This is a genomic window from Kineococcus aridisoli, assembly GCF_050871885.1.
Taxonomy (GTDB): Bacteria; Actinomycetota; Actinomycetes; order Actinomycetales; family Kineococcaceae; genus Kineococcus.
In genome coordinates this window covers 24,681-39,974 of sequence record NZ_JBJLSF010000041.1, presented here as the reverse complement: position 1 = coordinate 39,974, position 15,294 = coordinate 24,681, and the positions used below count along the sequence as shown (strand labels likewise).

Annotated in this window: 16 protein-coding genes, 1 pseudogene and 1 riboswitch; of the genes and pseudogenes, 5 read left to right on the top strand and 12 right to left on the bottom strand. The window is 74.9% G+C overall.

Annotation, left to right across the window (positions count from 1 at the left end; genetic code table 11):
- Nucleotides 1-57 precede the first annotated feature (57 nt).
- The 6 genes and pseudogenes from ACRYM2_RS12830 to ACRYM2_RS12805 all read right to left on the bottom strand — a co-directional run bounded on the left by ACRYM2_RS12830 (nucleotide 58) and on the right by ACRYM2_RS12805 (nucleotide 4,199).
- Nucleotides 58-735, bottom strand: coding sequence for a methionine ABC transporter permease (locus tag ACRYM2_RS12830; RefSeq protein WP_432522773.1), 678 nt, complete (start codon nucleotides 733-735; stop codon nucleotides 58-60).
- 1 nt (nucleotide 736) lies between these two features.
- Nucleotides 737-1,759: a methionine ABC transporter ATP-binding protein gene (locus ACRYM2_RS12825; protein ID WP_432522772.1), complete on the bottom strand. Its 1,023-nt coding sequence runs from the start codon at nucleotides 1,757-1,759 to the stop codon at nucleotides 737-739.
- The gene (locus ACRYM2_RS12820) at nucleotides 1,756-2,712 is read right to left on the bottom strand and encodes a MetQ/NlpA family ABC transporter substrate-binding protein (protein WP_432522771.1); all 957 of its coding nucleotides are present in this window, start codon (nucleotides 2,710-2,712) and stop codon (nucleotides 1,756-1,758) included. The genes ACRYM2_RS12825 and ACRYM2_RS12820 overlap by 4 nt, the downstream gene beginning before the upstream one ends.
- Nucleotides 2,713-2,832: 120 nt before the next feature.
- Nucleotides 2,833-2,944, bottom strand: a riboswitch (SAM riboswitch).
- Between the two features lie 33 nt (nucleotides 2,945-2,977).
- Entirely contained in the window at nucleotides 2,978-3,373 is a 396-nt protein-coding gene (locus tag ACRYM2_RS12815; RefSeq protein WP_432522770.1) for a hypothetical protein, read from the bottom strand.
- Nucleotides 3,374-3,381: 8 nt separating this feature from the next.
- Nucleotides 3,382-3,588, bottom strand: a pseudogene (locus ACRYM2_RS12810) (DUF1737 domain-containing protein); the annotation flags it as partial.
- On the bottom strand, nucleotides 3,585-4,199 hold the full coding sequence (locus tag ACRYM2_RS12805; RefSeq protein WP_432522769.1) for a DUF7711 family protein: 615 nt from the start codon (nucleotides 4,197-4,199) through the stop codon (nucleotides 3,585-3,587). The gene ACRYM2_RS12805 and the pseudogene ACRYM2_RS12810, both read right to left, overlap by 4 nt.
- Before the next feature lie 56 nt (nucleotides 4,200-4,255).
- Here ACRYM2_RS12805 and ACRYM2_RS12800 point away from each other — a divergent pair, with 56 nt between their 5' ends.
- Nucleotides 4,256-4,759: an OsmC family protein gene (locus ACRYM2_RS12800; RefSeq protein WP_432522768.1), complete on the top strand. Its 504-nt coding sequence runs from the start codon at nucleotides 4,256-4,258 to the stop codon at nucleotides 4,757-4,759.
- 19 nt (nucleotides 4,760-4,778) lie between these two features.
- Here the strand turns inward: ACRYM2_RS12800 and ACRYM2_RS12795 are convergent, their stop codons facing one another.
- From ACRYM2_RS12795 to add, 3 genes are read right to left on the bottom strand one after another with little or no spacing between them, the layout of a single operon-like run.
- Entirely contained in the window at nucleotides 4,779-6,272 is a 1,494-nt protein-coding gene (locus ACRYM2_RS12795) for a purine-cytosine permease family protein (RefSeq protein ID WP_432522767.1), read from the bottom strand.
- 32 nt (nucleotides 6,273-6,304) lie between these two features.
- Complete coding sequence (locus ACRYM2_RS12790; RefSeq protein ID WP_432522766.1) at nucleotides 6,305-7,714, bottom strand: NtaA/DmoA family FMN-dependent monooxygenase; 1,410 nt, start codon at nucleotides 7,712-7,714, stop codon at nucleotides 6,305-6,307.
- Nucleotides 7,711-8,721: an adenosine deaminase gene (gene add, locus ACRYM2_RS12785; protein ID WP_432522765.1), complete on the bottom strand. Its 1,011-nt coding sequence runs from the start codon at nucleotides 8,719-8,721 to the stop codon at nucleotides 7,711-7,713. The genes ACRYM2_RS12790 and add overlap by 4 nt, the downstream gene beginning before the upstream one ends.
- Nucleotides 8,722-8,787: 66 nt before the next feature.
- Here add and ACRYM2_RS12780 point away from each other — a divergent pair, with 66 nt between their 5' ends.
- Nucleotides 8,788-9,702 (top strand): LysR family transcriptional regulator, encoded by a 915-nt coding sequence (locus ACRYM2_RS12780; protein ID WP_432522764.1) that lies wholly within the window; start codon nucleotides 8,788-8,790, stop codon nucleotides 9,700-9,702.
- A 47-nt stretch (nucleotides 9,703-9,749) separates the two neighbouring features.
- Here the strand turns inward: ACRYM2_RS12780 and ACRYM2_RS12775 are convergent, their stop codons facing one another.
- Together ACRYM2_RS12775 and ACRYM2_RS12770 are read right to left on the bottom strand one after the other, a co-directional pair.
- On the bottom strand, nucleotides 9,750-10,835 hold the full coding sequence (locus tag ACRYM2_RS12775; protein ID WP_432522763.1) for an aldose epimerase family protein: 1,086 nt from the start codon (nucleotides 10,833-10,835) through the stop codon (nucleotides 9,750-9,752).
- A 76-nt stretch (nucleotides 10,836-10,911) separates the two neighbouring features.
- Nucleotides 10,912-11,640, bottom strand: coding sequence for a uracil-DNA glycosylase (locus tag ACRYM2_RS12770; protein WP_432522762.1), 729 nt, complete (start codon nucleotides 11,638-11,640; stop codon nucleotides 10,912-10,914).
- Between the two features lie 135 nt (nucleotides 11,641-11,775).
- On the opposite strand from ACRYM2_RS12770, the gene napA reads away from it, so the two are divergent.
- Together napA and ACRYM2_RS12760 are read left to right on the top strand one after the other, a co-directional pair.
- A complete protein-coding gene (napA, locus tag ACRYM2_RS12765; RefSeq protein ID WP_432522761.1) occupies nucleotides 11,776-12,087 on the top strand; it encodes a nucleoid-associated protein NapA in 312 nt (103 codons plus the stop codon).
- A 404-nt stretch (nucleotides 12,088-12,491) separates the two neighbouring features.
- Entirely contained in the window at nucleotides 12,492-12,695 is a 204-nt protein-coding gene (locus ACRYM2_RS12760; protein ID WP_166613857.1) for a cold-shock protein, read from the top strand.
- Nucleotides 12,696-12,719: 24 nt separating this feature from the next.
- Here ACRYM2_RS12760 and ACRYM2_RS12755 read toward each other — a convergent pair whose 3' ends face one another.
- On the bottom strand, nucleotides 12,720-13,310 hold the full coding sequence (locus tag ACRYM2_RS12755; protein WP_432522760.1) for a YceI family protein: 591 nt from the start codon (nucleotides 13,308-13,310) through the stop codon (nucleotides 12,720-12,722).
- 355 nt (nucleotides 13,311-13,665) lie between these two features.
- Between ACRYM2_RS12755 and groL the strand changes: the two genes are divergently transcribed.
- Nucleotides 13,666-15,294 (top strand): chaperonin GroEL, encoded by a 1,629-nt coding sequence (groL, locus tag ACRYM2_RS12750; protein ID WP_432522759.1) that lies wholly within the window; start codon nucleotides 13,666-13,668, stop codon nucleotides 15,292-15,294.

Sequence of the window (15,294 nt, the reverse complement as noted above, 5' to 3'; positions counted from 1 at the left end):
GATCTTCCACGGTGCACCGTGGAAGATCACGCCCTGAGGGGGGGCGGGACCCCGGGGTCAGCGGCGCAGGACGCCGCGGGCGATGCGGTTGCCGATGAGCTGGCCCACCTGCACGATCACCACGATCGCGGCCACGCTGACGTAGACGATGCCCCAGTCGTAGCGCTGGGAGCCGTAGGTGATGGCGTAGTCGCCCAGCCCGCCGCCGCCGACGAGGCCGGCCTGGGCGGACATGTCGACGATCCCCACGAAGATGAACGTGTACCCGAGCACCAGCGGTCCGAGCCCCTCGGGCACCACGACCGTGAAGAGGATCGCCGTGCGCGAGGCGCCCACCGCGCGGGCCGCCTCCACCACGCCCGGGTCGACGCCCACCAGGCTCTGCTCGACGATGCGCGAGACGGCGAACGCGGCCGCCAGCGAGATCGCGAACGTCACCGCGTTCGTGCCGATCGTCGACCCGACGACGGCCCGCTGCAGCGGCCCGATCGCGGCCAGGAAGATGATGAAGGGGATCGGGCGCACGAGGTTCACCACGAACCCCAGCACCCCGAACACCAGGCGGTTGCCGAAGAGGTTGCCGGGCCGCGTCGCGTACAGCGCGATCCCGAGCGCGAGGCCGATCAGGCCCGCCGCGACGATCGAGACCAGCGCCATGAACAGCGTCTGCCAGATCGCCGTCAGGAAGACGTCGGTCGTGCCGAGGAAGCCGTCGAAGAAACCGTCGCCGCCCATCTCAGACCTCCTCCTCGGCGTGCACGCCGGCGCTGCGCAGCGCGGCCAGCGCCGTGTCCACCGCGGTGCCGCTGAGCTCGTAGGTGAGCGAACCGGTCCGCCGCTCGCGGATCTCCGAGACACCGCCGTAGACGAGTTCCGCGCTCGTGCCGGTGTCCCGGAACGCCGCGTCGACGACCTGCTGGATCTTCGGCTCGTCGGTGATGCGCACGCTCACCAGCCGCCCGGGGTGGTGGGCGCGCAACCGCGCCAGCGTGTCCGCCGACGGCCGGTCGTGGGTGGCGCTGCGCACGAAGCGCTGCGCCGCAGGCGTCTTCGGGTCGGAAAAGACGTCGTAGACGTCGCCGACCTCGACGACCCGGCCGGCCTCCATGACCGCGACCCGGTCGGCGACCAGCCGCACCGCGTCCATCTCGTGGGTGATGACGACGATGGTCACGCCGAGCTCGGTGTTCACCCGGCGCAGCAGCGAGAGCACCTCGGCGGTGGTGTCCGGGTCCAGCGCGCTCGTCGCCTCGTCCGCCAGCAGCAGCGGGGGGTTGGTCGCCAGCGCGCGGGCGATGCCGACGCGCTGCTTCTGCCCGCCGGACAGCTGCTCGGGGTGGGCGTGCGCGCGGTCGAGCAGGCCGACGAAGTCCAGCAGCTCCGCCGTCCGAGCGTCGCGCTCCGCCTTGGCCATCCCCGCCACCCGCAGCGGGTAGGCGACGTTGCCGGCGACGGTGCGCGAGCGGAACAGGTTGAACTGCTGGAAGATCATGCCGATCCTGGAGCGCGCCCGGCGCAGCTCGCGCTCGGACAGGGCCGTCAGGTCCTGCCCGCCGACGCGGACGGTCCCGGAGGTCGGCCGCTCCAGGGCGTTGACCAGCCGCACGAGCGTCGACTTGCCGGCACCGGAGTACCCGATGACGGCCAGCACCTCGCCCTCGCGGACCTCCAGGCTGACGTCGTCGACCGCCGCGACGGACGTGCCGTCGCGGCGGTCGTAGCGCTTGGAGACGTTCTCCAGCGAGACGAGCGTGCTCACTTGCCCGAAGCCGCCCGGGCGTCGTCCTCGACCTCGGCCAGGTCCGCCTGCAGGTCCGTGGCCGAGGGGTTCTCCACGACGGCGTTGGGGTAGGCCTGCGTGAAGACCTCCTGGACCGCGGGGTCCTGGAACAGCTGCGCGAGCTCCAGGTACGTCTCGTCGTCCGCGTCCTCCTTGCGGGCGGCGAAGATGTTGACGTACGGCGCGGCGGAGGCCTGGGAGGGGTCGTCCTGGGCGATGACGTCGTCCTCGGGCAGCCCGGCGCTGGTGGCGTAGTTCACGTTGACGATGGCCGCGGCCACCGAACCGCTCTGCAGCGCGTTCGCGGTCTGCGAGGCGTCGATCGGGGTCACCTCGACCTTGGAGCTCTCGATGTCCTCGACCGAGGAGAAGGCGTTGCCGCCGCCGGCGAGGGTCAGCAGGCCGGCGGACTGCAGCACCAGCAGGCCGCGGGCCTCGTTGATGGCGTCGTTGGGGATGGCGACCTTGGCGCCCTGCGGCAGCGCGGCCGGGTCGTCGACGGTCGTGGAGTACAGCGGCAGCGGGTAGATCGCGGTCGCGCCGATGGGCTGGATGTCGTCGCCGGCGGTGACGTTGTAGTTCGCCAGGTACTGGATGTGCTGGAACTGGTTCAGGTCGACCTCGCCCTGGGCCAGCGCCGGGTTCGGCAGGCTGTAGTCGGAGAAGTTGACCAGCTCGACGGTCACGCCGAGCTGCGACTGCGCGAGGTCGACGTAGGTCTTCCAGTAGTCCAGCGACTTGTCCGCGACTCCGATCTTGACGGTCTCGCCGCTGCCGCCGTCCGCGGCGGCGGTGGTCGTGGTGTCGTCGCCGCGGGTGGCCAGGACGATCGCCACCACGGCGATCAGCACGACGACGGCGGCCGCGACGGCGGCGACGAGGGGACCGCGACGCTTCGGCTTGTCGGGCAGGGCGGGAGCGGGGCTGGACAAGGCGTTCTCCGGGTGTTCGACGGCGCAGCACGACTGCGCCGGGGTGGCCTGGCGGTCACCGGTGGCTGGACGCGACGGGGCGAGGGGTTCAGCGCTCGCCGTGCACGGTCAGCTCCTCGTGGTCCGCACTTGCCGGACGCCATCCGTCCGGCCGGGTCGTCACCTGGGGCACCCCGCCACGGGGGAGGGTTGCCGGACAGCGAGCCAGGGCTTGTCGCTGTCACTCATGACCTGGGAGAAGCTTGAAGCAGCGGGCGCGGCCCTGTCAAACCGCGTGCGCGGCGCAGAAGTCCAGCACCGCCGCGGTGCGCTCGGCGCGCCCGGCCGGCGGCAGGGACCGCACCGGCACGCCCTCCGGCGGCGCCGGCAGCCCGAGCTCGGCGGGGTCCACCACGTCGCCGACCAGGCCGGCGACCGCGCGGTGGACGGCGAGGAACTGCCCGACCTGCCCGCCGACGCCGAGGCCGACGAGGACGGGGCCGCCCGGCAGCGCGGCCAGCGCGCGCAGCGCCTGCCGCTGGCGCGCGACCTGCCCGGTGCCGGGCGCGGCGTCCACGACGAGGACCCGGTGACCGGCCGCCCGCAGCCTGGCGGCGAGCAGCGTGAGGTCGGCGTCGACGCCCTGCTGCGGCGGCAGCAGCACGACGGTGCCCGCGCCCACGCTCAGAGCGCGCGCGCCGCGGCGGCGGGCAGGACGACGGCCTGGGCGGCCACGACCGCGCCGTCCACGCTGGTCAGCGCCGGGCTGCCGTGCAGCACGTAGCCCTCGGCCAGGGCCCTGGAGACCTTCTCGCAGAAGGAGCGGTCGTCCGGGCCGGTCAGCAGCCGGTACGCCAGCCGCTCGGGGAGGCGCTCGGGGCCGTCGGCGTCGCTCACGGCGCCAACCTACCCCGGGCGTCCAGCAGCTCCAGGTAGCCCAGCGCGGCCTCCGACAGGGCGTCGGCGCGCGCCAGCGGCGACCCCGGGTCCCACCGGTGGGCGGCGTAGTCGGCGCCGGTGCGCCGCAGCTGCGCCAGCGCGAGCTCCAGCTCGGCCTCCAGCCGGGCGGCGAGCTCGGCCGGGGCGGGCTCGGGCGGGCGCAGCCGCTCGCCCTCCCCCTCGCGCACGGCCGCCAGCACGGCGGCGTCGACCCCCTCCGCGGCCGACCAGAAGCGCACCGGCCGCCGCACGGCGTGGTTGGCGACGGGGACGCCGGCCGGGCGCAGGACCAGGCTCACGGGCCTGCGCGCCAGCCCCGAGGCGGCCAGCCACTGGCCGGTGCCGGGGGGCCGGCTGCCCCACGCGCACGCGGCGGCGGGCACGTCGGCCACCAGGGCCACCGCCACCCCGCCGTCGTCGGGCACCTCCTCGGCGCGCGGGCCCAGCAGCGCGCCGTGCACCCAGGCCTCCACCACCCGCAGCGGCACGATCGCGGCGGGCTGCGCGCTCACGTGCGCGCAGCGCTGCGCGACCTCCTCCAGCGTGCGCACGGCGGTGGTCCACTTCACGCCGGGAGTCTGGCGGAGGTTGCGGGGTGCGGCGCGCGGGGGCCTAAGCTCGCCCGGTGGATTCGACCGAGCTCAGGGCGCTGCAGAAGCCGTTGAAGGACGCCTACCGCGAGGACCCGGCGCGCGCGCTGGTCCCGGCCCGCGCCGTGGCCGTGCTCGACGGGCAGTCGATCGGCGTCTCCGTCGACGGCTTCGCCGGCACCACCCGCGCCGGGCTGCACCCGGCCGCCGGTGGCGACGGCACCGAGGCGTGCTCGGCGGACATGCTCTGCGAGGCCGTCGCGGCCTGCGCCGGGGTGACGCTGCGCAGCGTGGCCACGGCGATGGGCGTGGAGCTGCGCAACGCCTCGGTGACCGTGGACGCCCACTGGGACGCCCGCGGCACCCTCGGCGTGGCGCGCGAGGTGCCCGTCGGCATCACCGACGTCACGATCGTCTTCGACTTCAGCTCCGACGCCGACGAGGCGACGGAGGCGAAGATGATCTCCCTCGCCGAGCGCTACTGCGTCATCGCCCAGACGCTGCAGACCCCGCCGAAGGTCACCGTCCAGCGCGCCTGAGCCGCCCGGGCGCGGGGCGTCAGCGGCCCTCCTGCCGCGCGACCGCCCCGCGCCCGCCCAGCAGGACGGCGAGGAAGCCGAGGGCGAAGGCCACGACGACGCCGAGGCTTGCGTAGGCCCAGTTGCCGTCCCAGTAGCCCGCCTCCCCGCCGGCCGGCGCGACCCAGCTCGCCAGGCCCAGCGGCTCGAGCAGGTAGCCCTGCCAGGTCAGCCAGTCGGCGCCGGAGTTCGACACCAGGCCCCAGCCGATCGCCGTCGCCACGACCATGGTCGCGACCGGCAGCAGCCGCACCGAGCCGTAGCGCCCGCGCGGGTCGAGCAGCTCCTGCTCGGCGTAGTCGCCCCTGCGCAGCGACAGGTCGGCCAGGAAGATCCCGGCCCAGGCCGCGATCGGCACGCCCAGGGTGATGAGGAACCCCTGGAACGGGGTGAGGAAGTCCGCGGAGAAGAAGGCGATGTAGACGGCGCCGGCGACCATGAGGGCGCCGTCGACGAGGACGGCCACCGGGCGCGGCACCCGCAGCCCGACGTTGAGCAGCGCCAGCCCCGAGGAGTAGATGTCCATGACTGCGCCGCCGACCAGGCCGAGGACGGCGACGACGACGAAGGGGACGAGGAACCACGTCGGCAGGATGTCGGTGAGCGCCCCCACCGGGTCGGCGGCGATCCGCCCGCTGAGGTCCTGCGAGGAGCCCGCGATCAGCGCGCCGAAGACGAGCAGGACGGCCGGTCCCAGCGAGCAGCCCAGCGTCGTCCACAGGACGACCCCGCCGCTGGAGGCCTCCCGCGGCAGGTAGCGGGAGTAGTCGGCCGCCGCGTTGGCCCAGCCCAGCCCGAACCCCGTCATCACCAGCACGAGCGCGCCCACGACCGCGGCCGCGTCACCGGCCGGCACCGCGCGCACCGCGGCCAGGTCGATCGAGCCGGCGGCGAAGGCGATGTAGAGCACCGTGAGGACCGCGGTGACGACGGTGATCCAGCGCTGCATGCGCATGATGACCCTGAAGCCCAGCGTGCCGCCCAGCACGATGAGCACCACCACGACGACGAGCGCGACGAGCTTGGTGCCCGTCCCGCCGCCCGCGCCGAGGCGGTCCAGGACGGTCGCGGTCGCCAGCACCGCGACCGCGGCCAGCGAGGTCTCCCAGCCCAGCGTCAGCAGCCACGACACCAGCGACGGCAGCCGGTTGCCGTTCACCCCGAACGCCGCGCGCGAGAGCGTCATCGTCGGCGCGGACCCCCGCTTGCCGGCGGTGGCGACGAGCCCGACGACCAGGTAGGACAGCACGACGCCGGCCACCGAGACGGCGGTGGCCTGCCAGAAGGAGATGCCGAACCCCAGCACGAACGAGCCGTAGCTGACGGCGAGCACCGAGACGTTCGCGGCGAACCAGGGCCAGAACAGGTCGCGCGGCCTGCCGTGGCGCTCCCCGGCCGCGACGGAGTTGATGCCGTTGAGCTCCACGTCGACGCCGCCGACGCGGGTCTGCGGCGCGGGCGGTACCTGGCTCATCGGGGCTCCTCGCTGTCGTGGCCGTGCGGGGCTCAGCGGTCCCGGGCGGAGTGGCGGTGCCGGGCCGCGGGGTGGTCGTCCGGCAGCTTCGCACGACCCTCGCCGAACAGGACCTCGCGCAGCGTGCGACCCGCCGCAGCCGCGTCCGCGGGCGGGCGCAGGCCGCGGCGGCGCAGCTCGGGGACGACGTGCTCGCAGAACTCCTCGTAGGAGCCGGGCACGACGAACGGGGTGTAGTTGAACCCGTCGACGCCGGTCTGCTCCAGCAGCTGCGCCATCTCGTCCACGACCTGCTCGGCGGTGCCGGTCAGGACGAACTCGCGCATGCCGTGGCGCAGGAAGTCCGCGCGCGCGGTGGCCACCGCCTGCCCGCGGTAGCGCTCCACCTGGGTGCGCCCGCCCTCGGTGCGCACGGTGTCGAAGGAGGCCTCGGCCGGCAGCGCCGCCAGGTCGACCCCGGTCATCGAGGCGAAGTAGGCGCGGGCGGCGTCCGGGACGACCCACGACAGGTACTCCTCCAGCCGTGCCCGCGCGTGCTCGCGGTCGCGGCCCAGCACCACCGACAGCCCCACCAGCGTCCGCAGCGAGCCCGGGGCGCGCCCGTGCCGGGCCGCCCGCGCGTGCAGGTCCCGCACCTGCTCGCGCAGGCTCGCCGCGTCGCGGCCCTGCAGGAAGACCACCTCGGCGTGGGTGGCGGCGAACTCGCGGCCGCGCTCGCTGGCGCCGGCCTGGAAGAGCACCGGCGTGCGCTGCGGGGAGGGCTCGACCTTGAAGTAGCCGTGGCAGGAGAAGCGGCGGCCCTCGTGGTGCACCTCGTGCACGCGCGCGGGGTCGGCGTAGCGGCGGGTGGCCTCGTCGGCCAGGACCGCGCCGTCCTCCCAGCCGCCCTCCAGCAGCGCGTAGCTCAGCCGCAGGTGCTCGTCGGCGACCGCGTAGCGCTCGTCGTGCGCGGGCAGCGGCGGGGTCCCGTGCAGCGCGGCGACCACCGGCGAGGAGGTCGTCACCACGTTCCAGCCGATGCGCCCGCGGGTGAGGTGGTCCAGCGTGGCGAAGCGGCGCGCGTTCGGGTAGGGCGCCTCGAAGGTCGTGGAGGCGGTCACCGCGAAGCCCAGCCGGCGGGTGACGGCCGCCATCGCCGGCACCAGCAGCAGCGGGTCGTTCGTCGGCATCTCCACGGCCTGCTCGAACACCACGTCGGGGGTGGCGCCCCCCAGCACGGGGTAGCCGGGGGAGTCGGCCAGGAAGAGCAGGTCGAAGCCCCCCTCCTCCAGCAGCCGGGCCAGCTCCAGCCAGTGCGCGAGGTCGGTGTAGCGCACCGACCGCTGCTGCGGGTGCGCCCACAGCCCCTGGCTGGTGAGGTTCGGCGCGTTGATCTCGAAGGCGCTCAGCAGCACCGGCCGCCGCGCCCCCGAGCCCGCCCCCCAGCCCGCCCCGGTGCTCACCGCGGGCGCTCCAGCCAGCTCGCCAGCCCCGCCCCCAGCCGCCGGCGGGTGGCCGCGCTCATGCCCTCCACGCGCAGCCCGTGCCCGGCCAGGGCGGCCAGCTCGGTGTCCGGCAGGCCCCACACCTCCCGGGCGATCGCGTACTGCGCGCTGACCCCCTGCCCGAACCACAGCTGGTCGTCGGCGTTGAGGGTGACGCCCACGCCGGCGGCGTGCAGCAGCGGCGCGGGGTGCGCGGCGAGGTCGGGCACGATGCCCAGGGCCACGTTGGAGACGGGGGCGACGTCGCAGACGACGCCCTCCTCGGCCAGGCGCCGCACGAAGCCGGCGTCCTCCACCGAGCGCACCCCGTGCGAGATGCGGGTGGCGCCCAGCACGTCGAGCGCCTCGGCGACGCACTCCCAGCCGCCGGTCTGGCCCGCGTGCGCCACCACCGGCAGCCCCGCCGCGCGGGCCGTGGCCGCCGCGGCGGCGAAGCGGTGCAGGCCGGAGGGCTCCTCGAAGCCCGCGGTGCCGAACGCGGTGACCCCGCGCCCGGCGTGCTCGGCGGCGATCGCGGCCAGCTCGGCGGCGATCGGCTCGTCGGTGTCGGTGTTGACCGTCAGCAGCGCCCCCACCTCGACGCCGAACTCGCCGCCCGCCGCGCCCAGGGCCTCGAGCACGACGCGCGTGACCTCCCGCAGGCCGCCCAGCCGGGGGGCGTACAGCTGCGGCTCCACCGCCGGCTCGAAGTAGACGACGCCCTCGGCGGCCTCCTGCTCGACGAGCGCGCGGCACAGCCCGGCGAGGTCGTCGAGGGAGCCCACGAGCGCCGGCACCCGGCCGTAGGCCTCGAAGAACTCCCACACGTCGCCCCAGCCCTCGCCGCGGGCGGCCGGACCGCCGCGCACGGGCAGGTCGACGTCGACGCCCCGGCGGCGGGCGAGGTCCAGCACGGCCTCGCGGGGGTAGGACCCGTCGAGGTGCGCGTGCACGTGCACCTTGGGCAGCTCGAGCAGTGGACGCACGTCCGGCAACGTAGTGAAGATCGCCCCCCGTGTCGCAGAAGGACCTGTTCTGCGACCATCCGGGACGTGGATGAGCGTTCGGCGGGGCGTGCCGGCGGCGAGCTGGACGTGCGCTCCCTGCGGTACCTGCTGGCCGTCGCGCGCGAGCGCGGCTTCACGGCGGCCGCCGTCTCCCTGCAGGTCTCCCAGCCCGCGCTGAGCCAGGCCATCGCGCGCCTGGAGCAGCTCGTGGGCGGGCGCCTGGTCGTGCGCGACGCGCGCGGGGTGGCCCGCGAGGGGCCCGCGCTGACCCCGGCGGGGCAGTCCCTGGCCGCGGACGCCGCCCGCGTGGTCGAGCAGCTGGACCGGGCGCTGGTGCGCGCGCGCCGGCTGGCCACCGAGGTCGGGCGCCAGCGGGTGACCGTCGGGATCGGCACCTCCACCCCGCGGTGGGTCTCCACCCGCCTGGTGCAGGCCTCGCAGGACTCCCCGGACCTCGACGTCGTGCTGCGGCACGTGCCGTGGGGGCGCGAGCTGGCCAGCCTCGGCGACGGCACCGTGGACGTCGTCTTCCGCCACGCGGCGCGCGGGGAGGAGCTCGACCCGCGGCTGCGGGTCGCCGAGGTCGCCGACGCGCCGCGGGTGGCGGTGTTCGCCGCGCACCACCCGCTCGCCGGGCGCGCGAGCATCGGCATCGGCGAGCTCGACGACGAGCCGATCCTCGACGCGGGCAGCGACCGGGAGGCCTGGCTGGTGCAGCCCCGCCCCTCCGGTGCGCTGCCGGTGGTGGTCGGCCCGCCGGCGCAGACGGTGGAGGAGATGCTGGCCGTCGTCGCCTCCGGGCGGGCGATGGCCATCACCTCCGAGGCCGTGGCGGCCGCCCACCGGTCCGCCGACCTGGCGTTCGTGCCCCTGGCGGACCTGGAACCGCTGCGCCTGCTGCTGCTGGCCCTGGCCGACGACGAGCGGTCCGCGGTCGCGGACCTGCTCGCCGCCTTCTGAGGCTCGCCGCCTCCCGGGGCGCCCCGCCCGGTGCGGGCGGGGCGGGCTCAGGCCGCGGAGAAGGTGAGGACGGTCGTCGAGGCGAACTCCTCGCCGGGACGCAGCACCGAGGAGCCGAGGGCGGCGAACTCCGTCGAGCGCGCGACCTGGTTCACCGCGTCCGGCAGCAGCTGGGTCTCCAGGCACACCGCGTCGCCCTGGCGCACCTGACGGCCCTCGGGGGTGCGCCAGGAGCCGTCGAGGAAGTTGCCGGAGTACAGCTGCAGCCCCGGCAGGTCGGTCTCCACCTCCAGCCGGCGCCCGCTGCGCGGGGCCGTCGCGGTCACCACCCGGCGCAGCGCACCGGGCTCGTCGAGCACGAGGCAGTGGTCGTAGCCGCCGGCCAGCCGCAGCTGCTCGTGGCCCTCGCGCAGCCGCTCGCCCAGGCGGGTGGGGGTGGCGAAGTCGAACGGCGTGCCCGCCACCGGGGCCAGCTCGCCGGTGGGCACGAGGTCGGCGTCGACGGGCAGGTAGCGCGAGGCGCGCACCTGCACGAGGTGGTCCTCGACGGTGCCGCCGCCGTCGAGGTTGACGTACGCGTGGTTGGTGAGGTTCACCGGCGTCGGCGCGCTCGTGCTCGCCCGGTAGTCCAGGCGCAGCGCGACGCGGCCGTCGGCCTCCGAGAGCGCGTAGGTCACCGAGGCGCGCAGCTCGCCGGGGAAGCCCATGTCGCCGTCGGGGCTGAGCAGCGACAGCCGCAGCGCGGGCCCGTCCGGGCCGGGGACCTCCTCGGCGCTCCAGACGCGCTGGTCGAAGCCCTCGGCGCCGCCGTGCAGGGCGTTCGGGCCGTCGTTGCGGGGCACCGCGTGCTCGGTGCCGTCGAGGCTGAAGCGCCCGCCGGCGATGCGGTTGGCCACCCGGCCGACGACGGCGCCCGGGTAGCCCTCGGCGGCCTCGTAGGCGGCCACGTCGCCCAGGCCGACGACGACGTCGCCCAGCCGGCCGTCGGCGTCGGGCACGCGCACCTGCTGCAGCGCCGCGCCGCGCGTGAGCACCGCGGCGCTCGCCCCCGAGGGCAGCCGCAGCTCCCAGCGCTCGACGGGCTCCCCGCGGCGGGTGCGGCCGAAGGCGGTGCTGTGCAGCGTCGCAGTCATGCGCGGCATCGTGCCGCACCCGCCCGCGCCGCCGGGCCCCGGCTTCCCCCGGCCACCTCCCCGGCTCGGCCGCGGCTCACTCCAGGCGCCAGTCGACCCCCTCGCCGCCGGCCGCGCGCAGCAGCTCGTCGACGCGGCTGAAGGGGCGGGAGCCGAAGAAGCCGCGCGAGGCCGACAGCGGGCTGGGGTGCACCCCCGCCACGACGGGCACGTCGCCGAGCAGCGGGGCCACCGTCTGCGCGTCCCTGCCCCACAGCAGCGCCACCAGCGGCCCGCCGCGCCCGGCCAGCGCGCGCACGGCGGCGTCGGTGACGGCCTCCCAGCCGGTGCGCCGGTGCGAGCCGGGCGCTCCCGGGCGCACGGTGAGGACCCGGTTGAGCAGCAGCACCCCCGCCCGGCTCCACGCGGACAGGTCCCCGTGCGCGGGCGGGAGCACGCCCGTGTCGGCGCGCAGCTCCTTGTAGACGTTGACCAGGCTGCGCGGCAGCGGCCGCACGTGCGGCTCGACGGCGAAGCTGAGCCCGATCGGGTGGCCGGGCGTGGGGTAGGGGTCCTGCCCCACGAGCAGCACGCGCACCTGCTCGAAGGGCTGGCGGAAGGCGCGCAGCACGTGCCCGGGGGCGGGCAGCCAGGGGCCGGGCTCGGCCGCCAGCCGCGCCGACAGCTGCTCCAGCTGCGGGCGCACGCCCGCCAGCGCGCGCGCCCAGCCGGGGTCGAGCTCGTCCAGGCCGAGGCCGGCGGGGTCGGAGGGCGTCGCCGGGAAGCTCGGCGGGGAGCTCGGCGGGGAGGCGCTCGTGTCGGGCACGGTGCGACGCTACCGGGGGCGCGCGGGCCCGGCCCGGCGGTCGCGGACGCGCCCGCGACGGTGAATGACACCGGTGTCGTCCGTACCTAGACTCGCCGCGGTCACCAGCACGGTGGGCGGTGGAAGGGGTTGGACGTGGAGCGGTCGCAGGCATCGGCGCGCACGGGGCAGGAGCACGACCAGGAGGCGCAGGCCGGTGGCCTCGGCCGCCGCGACGCGGAGATCCTCGCCTTCGAGCGGCAGTGGTGGAAGTACGCCGGCGCCAAGGAGCAGGCGGTCCGCGAGCTGTTCGACCTCTCGCCCACGCGCTACTACCAGCTGCTCAACGCCCTCATCGACACCCCGGCCGCGCTCGCCCACGACCCGATGCTCGTCAAGCGGCTGCGCCGCATGCGCTCCAGCCGCCAGCGCGCCCGCTCGGCCCGGCGCCTGGGCGTGCAGCCCTGAGCCGTCGCGCCGCACCCCGCCAGCTGGCCGTCCGCCGCGGCGCCCACCGCACCCGCCGGGGGCCGGAGGGGGTGCTGCTGGTGGTGCTGGCCTGGCTGCTGGTGGCGGCCGCGGTGCTCACCGGGCTGGTCCTCGCGGTGCGCCGGGTGGCCGGTCCGCTGCTGGGCGTCGTCGGGGGCGTGTGAGCTCCGTGACCGGTCCGTGAAGACGAGGATCGTCGAACCTTGTCCCACCAGCCCCTCCCCGCACTAACCTGAGCAGCGGTCGATCAGTTCGATGAGCACGTCCTCTCGGGGAGCGCACGTCGGGCGTCGCCCACGGCCTCACCGCCGCGGGCAGCGTGAGACCCGCGTCCGGCGAGGGCCGGGGGCGTCTTCCGCTCGCTGCAGCACCAGGAGAGAGCAATGGCCCAGGGCACCGTGAAGTGGTTCAACTCCGAGAAGGGCTACGGCTTCATCACCGTCGACGACGGTGGTGCCGACGTGTTCGTCCACTACTCCGCGATCGTCGCGGACGGCTACCGCTCCCTCGAGGAGGGCCAGCGGGTCGAGTTCGAGGTCGGGCAGGGCCAGAAGGGCCCCCAGGCCGAGAGCGTCCGCGCCGTCTGAGCCGCCGGCCGCCGCTCCCGCGGGTCAGTCCCGCGGGGCCGGCGTGGCCGAGATCTCGAACTCCAGCGGCACCGTCTCGGAGACCAGCACGCCGCCCGTCTCCAGGGCCGCGTTCCACACCACCCCGTAGTCGGTGCGCTTGATCGTCGTCGCCCCCTCGAAGCCGACGCGGGTGGTGCCGAAGGGGTCCCTGGCCGCGCCGGTGTGCTCGAAGTCCACCGCCACGGCGCGCGTCGTGCCCTTGATGGTGAGGTCGCCGCCGACGCGGTAGGTGCGCGCGCCCACCTCCTGCACGCTGCGCGAGGAGAACGTGATCCGCGGGTACCGCGGGGCGTCGAAGAAGTCGTTGGTGCGCAGGTGCGCGTCCCGGCCCGGGTCGCGGGTGTCGATGCTGGCGACCTCGATGCTCAGCTCCACCCAGGAGGCGGTCGGGTCGGCGAAGTCCAGGTGCGCGCGGCCGGTGAAGTCGTTGAACTGCCCGCGCACGCGGGTGACCATCGCGTGCCGGGTGACGAAGCCGATGCGGCTGTGGGTCGGGTCGAGCACGTAGTCGCCGGACAGCTCGTCGGTGCGCCGCGTCCGCAGGGCCTGGATGCGCAGGGGCAGGGTCTCCACGTGGGCTCCTCGTGACTTGGTGTGCAGGGTCGATCGCCGTCCGTTGCCAGGATGCACTGGTGGAGGGTTCAACGGGACCGGGTGCCACCCGGGTGGAGCACCGGCCCCGCCCGTCCGGGCGCGCTCCCCGCGGCGGCGGGGGGTTTGCACTCGGGGGGTGGGAGTGCCAACATTGGCGTTGGCACTCTCGAGTCGGGAGTGACAGCACCAGCAGCACCTCGACCCGGGAGCGAAAGCTCCCGGCCGACCCGGTGAGGCCGGTGGGGCAGGGGGACGTGACCCCGGCGCCACCGTCCGTCCGTCGCGGGCACCCGGCCGGCCGTCCACCGCCCGTCTTCTGGGAGGAACACCAGGCATGAGCAAGATCATCGCCTTCGACGAAGAGGCTCGCCGCGGCCTCGAGCGCGGGATGAACCAGCTCGCCGACGCTGTCAAGGTGACGCTCGGCCCCAAGGGCCGCAACGTCGTCCTGGAGAAGAAGTGGGGCGCGCCCACCATCACCAACGACGGTGTGAGCATCGCCAAGGAGATCGAGCTCGAGGACCCGTACGAGAAGATCGGGGCCGAGCTCGTCAAGGAAGTCGCGAAGAAGACCGACGACGTGGCCGGTGACGGCACCACGACCGCGACCGTCCTCGCCCAGGCGCTCGTGCGCGAGGGTCTGCGCAACGTGGCCGCGGGTGCGAACCCGATGGGCCTCAAGCGCGGCATCGAGAAGGCCGTCGAGGCCGTGACCGAGCAGCTGCTCGGCGCCGCCAAGGAGGTCACCACCAAGGAGCAGATCGCGGCCACCGCCGGGATCTCCGCCGGTGACGCCTCCATCGGCGAGCTCATCGCCGAGGCGCTCGACAAGGTCGGCAAGGAAGGCGTCATCACCGTCGAGGAGAGCAACACCTTCGGCCTCGAGCTCGAGCTCACCGAGGGCATGCGCTTCGACAAGGGCTACATCTCGCCCTACTTCGTCACCGACGCGGAGCGTCAGGAGACCGAGCTCGAGGACCCCTACATCCTCATCCTCAACTCCAAGATCTCCACGGTGAAGGACCTGCTCCCGCTGCTGGAGAAGGTCATGCAGTCGGGCAAGCCGCTCGTCATCGTCGCCGAGGACGTCGAGGGCGAGGCCCTCGCGACCCTGGTCGTCAACAAGATCCGCGGCACCTTCAAGTCCGTCGCCGTCAAGGCCCCGGGCTTCGGCGACCGCCGCAAGGCCATGCTCGGCGACATCGCCATCCTCACCGGTGGCCAGGTCATCTCCGAGGAGGTCGGGCTCAAGCTCGACACCGCCGACCTCGACCTGCTGGGCCGCGCCCGCAAGGTCGTCGTCACCAAGGACGAGACCACGATCGTCGAGGGTGCCGGCGACGCCGACGCCATCGCCGGCCGCGTGTCCCAGATCCGCGCCGAGATCGAGCGCAGCGACTCCGACTACGACCGCGAGAAGCTGCAGGAGCGCCTCGCCAAGCTCGCCGGCGGCGTGGCCGTCATCAAGGCGGGCGCGGCCACCGAGGTCGAGCTCAAGGAGCGCAAGCACCGCATCGAGGACGCCGTCCGCAACGCGAAGGCCGCCGTCGAGGAGGGCATCGTCGCCGGTGGTGGCGTGGCCCTCATCCAGGCCGGCACCGCGGCGTTCGAGAAGCTGGACCTCGTCGGTGACGAGGCCACGGGCGCGAACATCGTCAAGGTCGCCGTCGAGGCCCCGCTGAAGCAGATCGCCGTCAACGCCGGCCTCGAGGGCGGCGTCGTGGCGGAGAAGGTCCGCAACCTGCCCACCGGTCACGGCCTCAACGCCGCCACCGGCGAGTACGTGGACCTGCTCGACGCGGGCATCAACGACCCGGTCAAGGTGACGCGCTCCGCGCTGCAGAACGCCGCCTCCATCGCGGCGCTGTTCCTCACCACCGAGGCCGTCATCGCCGACAAGCCGGAGAAGGCCGCTGCGGCCCCGGCCGGTGGCGACGGCGGCATGGGCGGCATGGACTTCTGA